The 12,836-nt window shown below is 69.9% G+C and carries 12 protein-coding genes; 6 read left to right on the top strand and 6 right to left on the bottom strand.

The features are described 5' to 3' along the window. From GPZ80_RS14770 to GPZ80_RS14790, 5 genes are all read right to left on the bottom strand, one after another. Positions 1-309, bottom strand: a complete 309-nt coding sequence (locus tag GPZ80_RS14770; RefSeq protein WP_187220914.1) for a WXG100 family type VII secretion target — start codon at positions 307-309, stop codon at positions 1-3. Further along, the gene (locus GPZ80_RS14775) at positions 306-731 is read right to left on the bottom strand and encodes a YbaB/EbfC family nucleoid-associated protein (RefSeq protein WP_187220915.1); all 426 of its coding nucleotides are present in this window, start codon (positions 729-731) and stop codon (positions 306-308) included. Before GPZ80_RS14775 ends, GPZ80_RS14770 begins: the two co-directional genes overlap by 4 nt. A 169-nt stretch (positions 732-900) precedes the next feature. Then, positions 901-1,842, bottom strand: coding sequence for a hydroxymethylglutaryl-CoA lyase (locus GPZ80_RS14780; RefSeq protein WP_187220916.1), 942 nt, complete (start codon positions 1,840-1,842; stop codon positions 901-903). Beyond that, positions 1,842-2,408 (bottom strand): PH domain-containing protein, encoded by a 567-nt coding sequence (locus GPZ80_RS14785; RefSeq protein WP_187220917.1) that lies wholly within the window; start codon positions 2,406-2,408, stop codon positions 1,842-1,844. The genes GPZ80_RS14780 and GPZ80_RS14785 overlap by 1 nt, the downstream gene beginning before the upstream one ends. 82 nt (positions 2,409-2,490) lie before the next feature. Continuing rightward, positions 2,491-3,306, bottom strand: a complete 816-nt coding sequence (locus tag GPZ80_RS14790) for a biotin--[acetyl-CoA-carboxylase] ligase (protein WP_376771680.1) — start codon at positions 3,304-3,306, stop codon at positions 2,491-2,493. 251 nt (positions 3,307-3,557) lie between these two features. On the opposite strand from GPZ80_RS14790, the gene GPZ80_RS14795 reads away from it, so the two are divergent. The 5 genes from GPZ80_RS14795 to GPZ80_RS14815 all read left to right on the top strand — a co-directional run bounded on the left by GPZ80_RS14795 (position 3,558) and on the right by GPZ80_RS14815 (position 9,830). Beyond that, the gene (locus tag GPZ80_RS14795; protein WP_187220919.1) at positions 3,558-5,195 is read left to right on the top strand and encodes an acyl-CoA carboxylase subunit beta; all 1,638 of its coding nucleotides are present in this window, start codon (positions 3,558-3,560) and stop codon (positions 5,193-5,195) included. Between the two features lie 22 nt (positions 5,196-5,217). Then, a complete protein-coding gene (locus GPZ80_RS32740; protein ID WP_312880332.1) occupies positions 5,218-5,427 on the top strand; it encodes an acyl-CoA carboxylase epsilon subunit in 210 nt (69 codons plus the stop codon). A 309-nt stretch (positions 5,428-5,736) separates the two neighbouring features. Next, positions 5,737-7,335, top strand: coding sequence for a DHA2 family efflux MFS transporter permease subunit (locus GPZ80_RS14805; protein WP_187220921.1), 1,599 nt, complete (start codon positions 5,737-5,739; stop codon positions 7,333-7,335). A gap of 10 nt (positions 7,336-7,345) precedes the next feature. Then, positions 7,346-9,172: a Xaa-Pro dipeptidyl-peptidase gene (locus GPZ80_RS14810; protein WP_187220922.1), complete on the top strand. Its 1,827-nt coding sequence runs from the start codon at positions 7,346-7,348 to the stop codon at positions 9,170-9,172. A 10-nt stretch (positions 9,173-9,182) separates the two neighbouring features. Then, positions 9,183-9,830: a Maf family protein gene (locus GPZ80_RS14815; RefSeq protein WP_187220923.1), complete on the top strand. Its 648-nt coding sequence runs from the start codon at positions 9,183-9,185 to the stop codon at positions 9,828-9,830. Positions 9,831-10,136: 306 nt separating this feature from the next. Here GPZ80_RS14815 and GPZ80_RS14820 read toward each other — a convergent pair whose 3' ends face one another. Further along, positions 10,137-10,847, bottom strand: a complete 711-nt coding sequence (locus GPZ80_RS14820) for a hypothetical protein (protein WP_187220924.1) — start codon at positions 10,845-10,847, stop codon at positions 10,137-10,139. 129 nt (positions 10,848-10,976) lie between these two features. Here GPZ80_RS14820 and GPZ80_RS14825 point away from each other — a divergent pair, with 129 nt between their 5' ends. Then, positions 10,977-12,761: an acetyl/propionyl/methylcrotonyl-CoA carboxylase subunit alpha gene (locus GPZ80_RS14825; RefSeq protein ID WP_187220925.1), complete on the top strand. Its 1,785-nt coding sequence runs from the start codon at positions 10,977-10,979 to the stop codon at positions 12,759-12,761. Positions 12,762-12,836: the final 75 nt, after the last annotated feature.

A 12,836-nucleotide genomic window follows, 5' to 3' on the forward strand; every position in this document is an offset into this window, starting at 1 on the left:
CTACAAGCCGAGTCTGCCGACGTTGTCCTGCTCGCCCTCGGTGTAGGCGCCCGCGTTGGCGGTGAACCGCTCGCCGACGTCACCCAGCTTTCCGGCGAGACCACCCAACGCGGTGAGCGCCTCGTCGGCGGGGACGGCGTGGACGGCGCCGAAGCTCTGACCGATCGCGTCGGCGCCCCAGCACTCGCCGAGGGCGGCCAACCGGTCGGCTAGGTCGCGGTGGATGGTGTCGACCCGCTCGGCCAGACCCGCGAACTGACCGGCGTTGGCGGCGAGTTCGTCGGCGGAGACGCGGAAACCCTCGGTCATGAGCGCCCCGATTCGAGCCAGTGGACGTCCTCGAAGCTCTCGTCATCGATGACGGGGTCCGGGATGGTCTCGGTCGGGGTGAGGTCGGCGGTGCCCTTGATCAGCGCCTCCGGGTCGGTGCCCGCGGGCAGGACCGGCGCGACGACCTCACTCATCGCGCGGCCGGCCTTGAGGGCGGCGTCGGCCGCGGCGCGGACGATCACGGTGGACAACTCGTGCGGCCGGTAGGTGCGGTACGCGGTGTCGGCGATCTCCAGCCCGGTCAAGGCGCCCTGCGCCGACACGGTCACCGTGACCAGCCCGCACGGGCTGGTCGCCGACTCGCTGATACCGGCGAGCGCGCGGTGCACGCCCGCCAGTTGATCACGACTGCGGCGGTAGTCCGCTAGCAGGTCTTCGACCTGGGCCCGGTGGTCGGCCACCTAAGCCACCTCCGCGTGTAGTCGTCACATTCGCGCGTTGGACGCCCGGGCGGCCAGCCCGGTTCCCCTCCGTTCGGGTGAAACCCGGCACGCTCACCCAGTCGGGCCAGGCGTGGCCGGTCCCGCCCCCGCCTAACGAGCGGCACGCCGCGAGGACGCGGAGATCTGCCTATCCCCGCAGGGCCCGCACGACCCGTGAGGGACTCGGCCTGCCCAGCCGCTCGGCCATCCACGCGCTGGTGTCGGCGAGTTTGTCCAGGTCCACGCCGGTTTCGACGCCGAGGCCGTCGAGCATCCACACGAGGTCCTCGGTGGCGAGGTTGCCGGTCGCGGACTCCGCGTACGGGCAGCCGCCGAGGCCGCCCGCGGACGAGTCGACGGTGGTGACGCCGAGGCGCAGCGCGGCCAGGGTGTTGGAGAGCGCCTGGCCGTAGGTGTCGTGGAAGTGCACGGCGACCGCGTCGACCGGGACACCGTCGAGGGCGACGGCCGCGATCACGGCCTCGACCTGGCCGGGCGTGGCGACGCCGATGGTGTCGCCGAGGGAGAGCTGCGAGCAGCCCATGTCCATCAGCCGCTTGCCGACCGCGGCCACCTGCTTGGGCTCGACCGGGCCCTCCCACGGGTCGCCGAAGCACATCGAGACGTACGCGCGCACGTCCAGGCCCTCGGCGCGGGCGCGGGTGACGACCGGGTCGAACATGGCGAACTGCTCGTCGAGCGAGCGGTTGAGGTTCTTGTTGGCGAAGGTCTCCGTGGCGCTCCCGAAGATCGCGATGTCGCGCACCCCGGCCGCGAGGGCGCGGTCGAGGCCGCGCTCGTTGGGCACCAGCACCGGGTAGCGGACACCGTCGACCCGCGTCAGCGCGGCCAGGAGGTCCTCGGCGTCGGCCAGCTGCGGCACCCACTTGGGGTGCACGAAGCTGGTCGCCTCCAGGATCGACAGGCCCGCGGCTGCGAGCCGGTCGAGGAACTCGATCTTGACGTCGACCGGGACGACCGACTGCTCGTTCTGCAGCCCGTCGCGCGCGCCGACCTCCCAGATGGTCACCCTGGCCGGGAGGCCGTCAGCGGGGACGACCATCGGCAGACCGACCTCGCGCGCGCCCATTACCGGCGTCCGCGGGCGTCCCCCGCGTCGGGGAACTGCTGGGTCTCGAAGCCCGGGGCGCCCTGGCGGTGGAAGTCGTCGTTCGGGTTGTCGTTGACCTCGCGGTAAAGCAGGGTCTGGACCTTCTCGACGTTCGGGATGTCGTCGAAGGTCAACGGGTCCTGCGCGGAGGACTCCATGATCAGCGTGCCGCAGCCGACGATCCGGTCGATCAAGCCGTGCTCGAAGCGCACACTGCTGATCCGCGAGAGCGGGATGTCGATGCCGGTGCGGTTGACCACGCCGACGCGGTACATGACGCGGTCGGTGGTGACCACGAAATGCGTGGTGCGCCAGCGGATGAACGGCGCGATGAACAGCCACGCGATCAGCAGGACCGCGACCGCGGCGATGATGATCTGCGCGATCATCGCCCACGACAGGTCCTGGACCAGGATGGCGCCCCAGATCGCGAGGCCGAGCACGACCACCAGGATCAGGTAGGGAAGCAGCAGCATCTTCCAGTGCGGGTGCTTGTGCAGCACGACGCGCTCGCCGTCGCTGAGCAGGTCGTCCGGATATGCCACGGTTTCCTCCCGATCACCACTGATGACGCGGCTACCGTACCGGCGCACGGCTGCGAAGCGCGTGGAACTCACCAAACTGTCATCATGCGCCGCGAAGGTGCACCACGTCGCCCGCCGAGACCGTTCTCGCCGTGCCCGCCGCGTCGACGACGAGCCTGCCGTCGGTGTCGACGTCGATGGCGATGCCCTGCAGGTCGTGGCCCTCGGGCATCTCCACGCGCACTCGCTGGCCGAGCGTCGAGCAGTGGCTTCGGTATTCGGCGAGCAGCCCGGCCGCCGCCAGGTCGCCATGGGCGTCGCGCCAGGAGCGTTCGGCCTCGTCGAAGGCGCGCAGCAGGGCGATGGCGACTTCGGCGCGGTCGCCCGACCCACCCTCCTCGGCCAGCGACGTCGCGGGCAGCCCGCCCGGGCCGGGCGGCACGTCGATGCCCAGCGGGCCGACGTTGAGTCCGATCCCGACGACCACGGCGGTGTGCTGCCCGCCGTCGACCTCGGCCAGCACACCCGCGCACTTGCGCATGGACGTACCCGCGAGCAGGTCGTTCGGCCATTTCAGCGCCGCCGTGACCCCCGCGTGCCGAGCGGCGCGCACCAGCGCGATCCCCGCCACGAGGGCCAGCGACCCGTAGCGGGCGGGCGGCACCCCATCGGGGCGCAGGAGCACGCTCAGGTAGAGACCTGCGTCCGGCGGCGACACCCACTCCCGGCTGCGCCGACCGCGCCCGGCGGTCTGCGACTCGGCGATGAGGACCGTCCGGTCGGCCGCGTCGGCGGTGGCCAGGAGGTCGGCGTTGGTCGACCCGGTCGTGTCCACCACATCGAGTGCCGCGTACGCGCCCGCGGGCGCGACAAGAGCCGCGCGCAGAGCCTCCGCATCGAGAGCTGCCATGCCGGTCAGCGTAGATCCGTTCGCCAGGTCCGGCCGCACGGACGCGCGGTCACACAGGAGCGCGAAGAGAGGTCGCGGGGCTTGTTCAGCCGCACGATGTGCTTGTCGACCAGGTGCAGATCATGCGGAAGCAAGCTTGTCAGAACGACAGTTCCGTATCCGCGGTGTTACTCGGTGGTGTCGTTCCGCCCACCCGAACGGCGTGATGTCGAATACGCCAGGCCCCTCCGACCTGCTCCGGATCGCTAGGCTGCCGCCTCATGAGCAGCGCGACCGAGCCGATCGGAAAAGCCCCGGTGGACGAGCCCGATATCCACACCACGGCGGGCAAGCTCGCGGACCTCTATCGCCGCAACGACGAAGCGGTGCACGCGGGGTCGGCGCGGGCGGTGGAGAAGCAGCACGCCAAGGGCAAGATGACCGCCCGCGAGCGCATCGACATGCTGCTCGACCCCGGTTCGTTCATCGAACTCGACGAGCTCGCGCGGCACCGGTCGACGAACTTCGGCCTGGAGAAGAACCGCCCCTACGGCGACGGCGTGGTGACCGGCTACGGCACGGTCGACGGCCGCCCGGTGTGCGTGTTCTCCCAGGATGTGACGGTCTTCGGCGGCTCGCTCGGCCAGGTGTACGGCGAGAAGATCGTCAAGGTCATGGACCTGGCGATCAAGACCGGCCGCCCGATCATCGGCATCAACGAGGGCGGTGGCGCGCGCATCCAAGAGGGTGTGGTGTCGCTGGGCCTCTACGGCGAGATCTTCACCCGCAACGTGCGCGCGTCCGGCGTGGTCCCGCAGATCTCGCTGATCATGGGCGCCAACGCGGGCGGGCACGTGTACTCGCCCGCGCTGACCGACTTCATCGTGATGGTCGACCAGACCTCGCAGATGTTCATCACCGGGCCGGACGTGGTCAAGACCGTCACCGGTGAGGAAGTCACCCTCGAGGAGCTCGGCGGCGCGCGCACGCACAACACCAAGTCCGGTGTCGCGCACTACATGGGCGCCGACGAGGAGGACGCGATCTCCTACGTCAAGGAGCTGCTGTCCTTCCTGCCGTCGAACAACCTGTCCGAGGCGCCGCTGTTCCCCGGGTTCACCGAGGAGGGCTCGGTCAACGACAACCTGACCGACACCGACCGCGAGCTCGAGACGCTGATCCCGGACTCCGCGAACCAGCCGTACGACATGCACGAGGTGATCACCAGGGTCGTCGACGACGGCGAGTTCCTGGAGGTCCACCCGCTGTTCGCGCCGAACATCCTGGTCGGCTTCGGCCGGGTCGAGGGGCACAGCGTCGGCATCGTGGCCAACCAGCCGACCCAGTTCGCGGGCTGCCTGGACATCGACGCGTCCGAGAAGGCCGCCCGGTTCGTCCGCACCTGCGACGCCTTCAACATCCCGGTGCTGACCTTCGTCGACGTCCCCGGCTTCCTCCCGGGCACCGACCAGGAGTGGACCGGCATCATCCGCCGCGGCGCGAAGCTCATCTACGCCTACGCGGAGGCCACGGTCCCGCTGATCACGGTCATCACCCGCAAGGCCTACGGCGGCGCGTACGACGTCATGGGCTCCAAGCACCTCGGCGCCGACATGAACCTGGCGTGGCCCACCGCCCAGATCGCCGTCATGGGCGCCTCCGGCGCGTCCAACATCCTGCACCGCAAGACCCTCAAGAATGCTCTGGACGCGGGCGAGGACGTCGACGCCCTGCGCGCGAAGCTGGACCGCGAGTACGAGGACACCCTGCTCAACCCGTATGTGGCGGCCGAGCGCGGCTATGTGGACTCGGTCATCCCGCCGTCCTACACCCGCGGCTACGTCGCCCGGTCATTGCGCATGCTGCGTGACAAGCGGGAGACTTTGCCTCCCAAGAAGCACGGCAACATCCCGCTGTAGAGCCAGTGACACAGGAGAGCCCGTGAGCGACCAACCCCTGCTGCGCATCGTCCGCGGCACCCCGGACGACGTCGAACTGGCCGCCCTGACGGCGGTGGTCGCGGTCGCGGCCTCCGCATCGGGGGAGGAAGAGACAGAGACGTCGTCGGCATGGTCGGCCAAGACAACCTTGGTCCGCAGGCAACTGGACCACGGCCCCGGCGCTTGGCGCGCGTCGGGCCTACCGCGCTGATCCAGCACTGGCGATTTTGGCTTTTAATCCCTGCTCCTCCCCCTGCACCCTCGTCCTGGCCGCTTTCAACTCTCGATCATCGGTGTCAAGGGTCAGCTTGCTGATCGCGCAGCGACGGCGCTCGCGCCGCCCTTGACGCCGATGATCGAGAGTTAAACAAATATGGCTGAGGGAGACTATTCCCCTTGTGGCTTAAGGGATCTGCACGCGACCGTGGCGTCGATCTGTCTCGTTTGATGGGTGCAGTCGCCCCCGATACGCGCCAGATGCTTCACTTCCGAGTGAAATCGGCGGCCTGCGGGAGCGACCATGGTGAGCACTGAGCGGCGGTCGTGGGTCGCGCTCATGGCGCTGTGTGCGTGCTTCTTCATGGTGATGCTGGATTCCACGATCGTCACAGTGGCCATCCCCGCCATCCTCACCGGCCTCGACGCCAACCTCAACGAGGTCATCTGGGTCAACAGCGTCTACCTGCTGGCCAACACCGTCCCCCTGCTCCTCACCGGCCGACTGGGCGACCGGTACGGGCCCAAGCGGGTCCTCATCGTGGGGCTGGTCATCTTCCTCGCCGCCTCCCTCTGGTGCGGGCTCGCCACCTCCGCCGGGTCGTTGATCGCCGCCCGTGCTGTTCAAGGGCTTGGGGCGGCGGCGATGACGCCGCAGACGTTGACGTTCATCACGCGGTTGTTTCCGCCCGAGAAGCGGGGGACGCCGATCGCGGTGTGGGGCGCCGTCGCGGGGGTCGCGACAATCACCGGGCCGGTGATCGGGGGACTGCTTGTCGAGCAGTTCGGGTGGCAGTGGATCTTCCTGCTGAACCTCCCGATCGGCGCCGTGGGCCTGGTCGTCGGGCTGGTGTTCCTTCCCGACTGGCTGCCGAACGGGCGGATCCGGTTCGACACCCTGGGTGCCTTGTTGGCCTCCACCGGGCTGGCGGCGCTGGTGTTCGGCCTGCAGAACGGGCAGCACTACCACTGGGGGACGGTCGTCGGGCCCGTCGGCGTGCCGCACGTGATCGGGGTCGGGCTGCTGCTGATCGGCGGCTTCGTCATCTGGCAGCGGCGGATGACCGACGAGCCGCTGGTGCCGCTCGGCCTGTTCGCCAACCCCACCTTCGCCTTCGCCAACCTCACCCACGGCGCGCTCGGGTTCGCCGTCACCGGGATGTTCCTGCCGCTGGTGATCTACGTGCAGTCCGTCCTCGGCCTCGGGCCGGTGGAGTCGAGCCTGCTGTGCGCGCCGATGGCCGTCGCGGCTGGTGCGGCGGCCATCGCGGCGGGCCGGATCGGCGGGAAACGCCTGATCATGAGCGGGTTGGGTGCGCTCGCGGGCGGGACGGTGCTGATCGCGGCGCTGGCTGAGCCGGACACCGAGCCGATGGTGCTGGTGCCCGGCCTGGTCATCGCGGGCGTCGGGATCGGGCTGGTGTACTCGCCGCTGACCGCGGCGGCCACGTTCGGGCTGCCGGGGCACCTTGTCGGCGCGGCTTCGGGGGTGTTCAACACGTCCCGGCAGGTCGGCGGGGTCCTGGGGAGCGCGACAACCGGGTTGCTGCTGCAGGTCGGGCTCAGCGTGTCGGTGCCGGAGGCGGCCCGGCAGACCGCCAAGTCGCTGCCGCCGCGCTACGTCGAGGAGTTCGTCCGGCGGGTCAGCGACGCGGCCAACACGGCCAGCCAGTTCCGCCAGACCGGCCCGCAGGTGCCTGCCGACTGGTCCCCGTCGATCGCCGCGCGGGTGCGTGACCTCGCGACGGACGCCTACGCTCTGGGGTTCACCAACGCGGCCAAGGCGACCCTGGTGCTGCCCGTCGTCGTGCTGGTTCTCGGCATCCTCTGCGCCGCGGGCATCCAACCCCCAAGTGGTAACGCGAAGAACCTGGACTATCGCCCGGAACGCGCGACTCCGTAGCGTCGCCCCCATGACGATCAGGCGATCCCTGCTCACTGTCGCGGCCGCCGTCGGCGCCGTGCTCGTCCCGCTCAGCCCGGCCGTGGCCGAGCCGCTGGAGAGCACGCCGGTCTACTCCTACGCCGACGCCGTACGCGAGACGGTCTGGGTCGACACCGGGCTGACCTCGCCGCAGGGCGCTCGGGTGCGGGTCGCCGCCGACATCATCCGGCCGCGCGAGGCGCAGGCCACGGGCGTCAAAGTGCCGGTGATCATGGACGCCAGCCCGTATTACACCTCCGTGGGCCGCGGCAACGAAAGCCAGAAGAAGACCTACGACTCCGCGGGCCGCCCGATCCAGTTCCCGCTCTTCTACGACAACTACTTCGTCCCCCGCGGCTACGCGATCGTGCTGGTCGACCTGTCCGGCACCGCCCGCTCCAACGGGTGTGTCGACGTCGGCGGCCGCTCCGAGGTGGCCTCCGCCAAGGCCGTGGTCGACTGGCTCAACGGCCGCGCCACCGGCTACACCTCCGCCACCGGCTCGACGCGGGCGAGCGCGTCCTGGTCGAGCGGCGCGGTCGGCATGATCGGCAAGTCGTGGGACGGCACGATCGCCAACGGGGTGGCCGCGACCGGGGTCGACGGGCTCAAGACCATCGTCGCGATCGGCGCCATCAGCTCCTGGTACGACTACTACCGAGCGCACGGCGCGACCCTGACCATGGGCACCCCGTCCGGACTCGCCTCCCGCGTGGAGAACTCGGCCGCGGCGACCAACTGCGCCACCGTGAAGTCCACTTTGGACAGCGGATCCCCGTCGAGCGGCGACCTGACGGCGATGTGGCGCGAGCGCGACTACGTGCCCGACGCCGCGAACGTCAAGGCGAGCATGTTCGTCGTGCACGGCGTCAACGACCTGAACGTGAAGTCGATCAACTTCGGCCAGTGGTGGAACGCCCTGCCCGCCACCGTCGAGCGCAAGATCTGGCTGACCCAGGCCGGACACGTCGACCCGTTCGACTTCCGCCGCGCGGTGTGGGTCGACACGCTGCACCGCTGGTTCGACCACTACCTGATGGGCATCGACAACGGCATCCAGAACGAGCCGCGATCCACCGTCGAGCACCAGCCGGACGCCTGGAAGGACGACGTGGGCTGGCCCGTCGTCACCACCCCGAAGCACCTCTACGCGCACGCGTCGAGCACCGCGGGCGTCGGCACGCTCAGCTCCGCCGCGCCGCCGCCCACCGAGATCCCGGTGTGGGCGCGGTTCACCGACAACCGCGGCAGCGAGTACACATGGGTCAGCAACCCGACCTCGACCTCCTCGGCTCGCCTGATCTACAGCTCGCCCGCGCTCACCGCCGACAACCGTGTCTCCGGCACTCCGCGGATCACGATCACCGCGACGTCGTCGTCCAGCGCCGCCCGGCTGACCGCCGTCCTGGTCGACCTCGGCCCGTCGACGATCCGCTACTACCGCGGCTCCGGCGAGGGCATCACCACGCTGGCCACCCGGTCCTGCTGGGGTGAGAGCGCGACCGGCGACAGCGCCTGCTTCCTCGACACGGCCACCAACAAGGCCACCACCAGCGCCAACATCATCAGCCGCGGCTGGGCCGACCTCGGCCACCACGCGTCCCTGGACTCACGCAAGACGCTGTCCCCCAACACGCCCTACAAGATCACTTTCAACCTGGCGAGCACCGACCAGGTCATCCCCGCGGGCCACAAGCTCGCGCTGGTGATCGGCAGCACCGACAGCGCCTACATCGGCTCGGTGGGCAGCTATCCGAAGCTCGCCGTCGACCTGACCAAGACGGTCCTGCAGATCCCGATGACAGGGTCCTTCTAGGCTTACCGGCATGCGCTTCGTTCTCGCCTCACAGTCCCCCGCCCGCCTCGGCTTGCTCCGCGACGCGGGGATCGATCCGGTGGTCCGGGTGTCGGGTGTGGACGAGGAGGCGATCGAGGCGTCACTGCCGGACGCGAAGCCCGACACGGTGGTCGTCGCGCTCGCCGAGGCCAAGGCGCGGGCGGTGCTGGCCGACGTCGTGGCCGAGCACCCGGACGCGCTCATCGTGGGCTGCGACTCGATGCTGCACTTCGACGGGCAACTGATGGGCAAGCCCGCCACGGTCGACATCGCGCGCGAGCGGTGGGGCCGGATGGCGGGCAACACCGGCGACCTGATGACCGGGCACGCCGTGCTGCGGGTCGAGGGCGGCGAGGTCACCGCGACCGCGGTAGGCACCGAGAGCACGGTGGTGCGCTTCGGCAAGCCCACCGAACGCGAACTGGAGTCCTACCTGGCCTCCGGCGAGCCGCTGCGGGTCGCGGGCGCGTTCACCCTCGACGGGCACGGCGGCTGGTTCGTCGACGGCATCGACGGCGACTCGTCCGGGGTGATCGGGATCAGCCTGCCGCTGATGCGTCGGCTGCTCAACGAGGTCGGCCTCAGCGTCGTCGATTTCTGGAGCGCTCCCACTGTGCCGCCTCCCCGGAATTTTTGAGCCTGGCCACCTGGGAGCGAACCTCCGGAATGTCGGTGACCGTGGTCAGCTTGCGTCACGGTGCCCCTTGGCAGCGTTGGTCGTCGGTCAAGGACAGTCGCAGAGCAGGACGGATGGCGCGCTGATCTAGCCAGGTCCAAGTCCCGGAGTTCGCGCGACTTCGGCATCGCCGTTCTCGCCGGGCTGATCCTCGGCGCGTTACCCGGCTTCCTTTTGCATCGACGAGATCCTCACCGCCCGACCGCCCCACCCCTCCTCGACACCCCCGAGCCGGCCCCCACAAAGGAACCCGCCCTCGTCTGACCGTCAGGGGCAGTCGCGGAGTTGGGCGGAGGGCACGCTGATCTGCGGGTAGCCGGGGAGTTGCTCGATGCGGCCGTAGGTGCGGGTGCAGCCGATCTCCTGGCCGCTGAGGCCGAACACCTGCGCGTACACCGGACGCTTGGCGCACGAGTCCTGAGCAGGCGGGCAGTCGTACTGGGCGGCGATGACCTCCGGCGAGGAATCGCTGACCACGTTGTTGAGCACCAGCAGACCCGCCGACGACAGATACGCGCGCTCCTGGGCGTTCCACTTGTCCGAGCGGCCGACGACGACCTGACCCGTGGTGCCCTCCGGCCCCTCCCCGCGGACGAGGCAAGCCGACGCGGAACCTGGCACGCACTGCAGCGAGGTCGGGGTGAGCGTCACACCCAGCTCGGTGACTGTCGTCTCGATCACCTGACTGGCTGACGGTCCGCCGATGCGCAATCGCCCCGAAGTGGCCCCGGCGTCGGCGATCAGCTCGACGAAAGTGCCCCCCACGGTGGTCGACGCTAGCACCTGGCAGGGCTCGCGAAGGCACCCGGAAAGGCCGACACCCGGGGTCGTCGGCGGGGCGGAAACGCTGCTCGACGTGGGTGTCGACACCCGCTCCGACCTGGCCTTGAGCACCGCGGCACCGATCAGCGAGGTGGCGGTCACCAGGCCGCACAGCAGCGCGGTCACGACCACCGAGCGGGGCATCCGTCGGGCCATGGCGCTGTCACCTCCTGGGGTGCGGTGAGAACTGGGCACAGTATCCACACACATGTGGGGTTGCTCTCGGTTCACTAATGGCGTTGGGTCCGTAAACTCCCCCCAAGCCCGCGAACTAGGAGGAACGGCGTGCCCGAGTCGGCAAAGACGCTGAGCAAGGTTCTCATCGCCAATCGCGGCGAGATCGCTGTCCGCGTTATTCGTGCCTGCCAGGACGCCGGTCTGGGCAGCGTGGCCGTCTACGCCGAGCCCGACCGGGACGCCCCGTTCGTGCGGCTGGCCGACGAGGCCTTCGCACTGGGCGGCAACACTCCCGGTGAGAGCTACCTGTCCTTCGACAAGCTGCTCGACGTGGCCAAGCGCTCCGGCGCCGACTCCGTGCACCCCGGCTACGGCTTCCTGTCCGAGAACGCCGAGTTCGCCCAGGCGGTGCTCGACGCGGGTCTGATCTGGATCGGACCCACCCCGCAGGCCATCCGCGACCTCGGCGACAAGGTGACCGCGCGGCACATCGCGATGCGCGCGGGCGCGCCGCTGGTGCCCGGCACCAAGGAGCCGGTCAGCGGCGCCGAGGAGATCGTCGCGTTCGCCGAGGAGCACGGTCTCCCGGTCGCGATCAAGGCCGCGTTCGGCGGCGGCGGGCGTGGCCTGAAGGTGGCCCGCACGATCGAGGAGATCCCCGAGCTGTTCGACTCGGCGGTCCGCGAGGCCGTCACCGCCTTCGGCCGCGGCGAGTGCTTCGTCGAGCGCTACCTGGACAAGCCCCGCCACGTCGAGGCCCAGGTGCTCGCCGACCAGCACGGCAACGTGGTCGTCGTCGGCACCCGCGACTGCTCGCTGCAGCGCCGCCACCAGAAGCTGGTCGAGGAGGCCCCGGCCCCGTTCCTCACCGACAGCCAGCGCGCCGAGATCCACTCCTCGGCGAAGGCCATCTGCAAGGAGGCGGGCTACTCCGGCGCGGGCACGGTGGAATACCTGGTCGGCACCGACGGCACCATCTCGTTCCTCGAGGTCAACACCCGGCTGCAGGTCGAGCACCCGGTCTCCGAGGAGACCGCGGGCGTCGACCTGGTCCGCGAGCAGTTCCGCATCGCCGCCGGCGAGAAGCTGCGCTTCACCGAGGACCCGGAGCCCCGCGGCCACTCGATCGAGTTCCGCATCAACGGCGAGGACGCGGGCCGCGGCTTCCTGCCCGCCCCGGGAACCGTCACCAGGTTCGTCACCCCCGACGGCCCCGGCGTCCGCGTCGACGCGGGTGTCGAGTCCGGCACGGTCATCGGCGGCCAGTTCGACTCGCTGCTCGCCAAGATCATCGTCACCGGCGAGAACCGCGACGAGGCCATCGCCCGCTCCCGCCGCGCCCTGGACGAGTTGGTGGTCGAGGGCATGGCCACCGTGACCCCGTTCCACCGCGCCATCGTGCGCGACCCGGCGTTCATCGGCGACGGCAAGACCTTCTTCGTCCACACCCGCTGGATCGAGACCGAGTTCGACAACACCATCGAGCCCTTCGTCGGCGGCGCGGAAGCCGCGGAGGAAGAGCAGCCCCGCCAGAACGTCGTGGTCGAGGTCGGCGGCAGGCGGCTCGAGGTCTCCCTCCCCGGCACGTTCTCCCTTGGCTCGGGCGGCGGCGGTGGCGCGGCGGCGAAAGCCAAGCCCCGCAAGCGTTCCGGCGGCAAGGGCGGCGCCGCGGCGTCCGGCGACTCGGTCACGGCACCGATGCAGGGCACCATCGTGAAGATCGCGGTGGAGGACGGCCAGACCGTCGAGGCGGGCGACCTGCTGCTGGTGCTTGAGGCGATGAAGATGGAGAACCCGGTCACCGCCCACAAGTCGGGCACCATCACCGGCCTGGGCATCGCGGTCGGCGAGACCGTCACCACCGGCACGGTCATCTGCGAGATCAAGGACTGACACCGCACGACACAGCCACGAAATCGGGGACCTGCCATCCGGCGGGTCCCCAATTTCGTCAGGGCACCCTTAATC

The sequence above is a fragment of the Actinokineospora xionganensis genome (genome assembly GCF_014323725.1).
GTDB classification, from domain to species: domain Bacteria; phylum Actinomycetota; class Actinomycetes; order Mycobacteriales; family Pseudonocardiaceae; genus Actinokineospora; species Actinokineospora xionganensis.

Coding starts and splice junctions, on each gene's coding strand:
- GPZ80_RS14805 (WP_187220921.1), top strand. CDS start 5,737: ATGGTGAGCACTGAGCGGCGGTCGTGGGTCGCGCTCATGGCGCTGTGT.
- GPZ80_RS14780 (WP_187220916.1), bottom strand. CDS start 1,842: ATGGGCGCGCGCGAGGTCGGTCTGCCGATGGTCGTCCCCGCTGACGGC.
- GPZ80_RS14810 (WP_187220922.1), top strand. CDS start 7,346: ATGACGATCAGGCGATCCCTGCTCACTGTCGCGGCCGCCGTCGGCGCC.
- GPZ80_RS14820 (WP_187220924.1), bottom strand. CDS start 10,847: ATGGCCCGACGGATGCCCCGCTCGGTGGTCGTGACCGCGCTGCTGTGC.
- GPZ80_RS14815 (WP_187220923.1), top strand. CDS start 9,183: ATGCGCTTCGTTCTCGCCTCACAGTCCCCCGCCCGCCTCGGCTTGCTC.
- GPZ80_RS14770 (WP_187220914.1), bottom strand. CDS start 309: ATGACCGAGGGTTTCCGCGTCTCCGCCGACGAACTCGCCGCCAACGCC.
- GPZ80_RS14795 (WP_187220919.1), top strand. CDS start 3,558: ATGAGCAGCGCGACCGAGCCGATCGGAAAAGCCCCGGTGGACGAGCCC.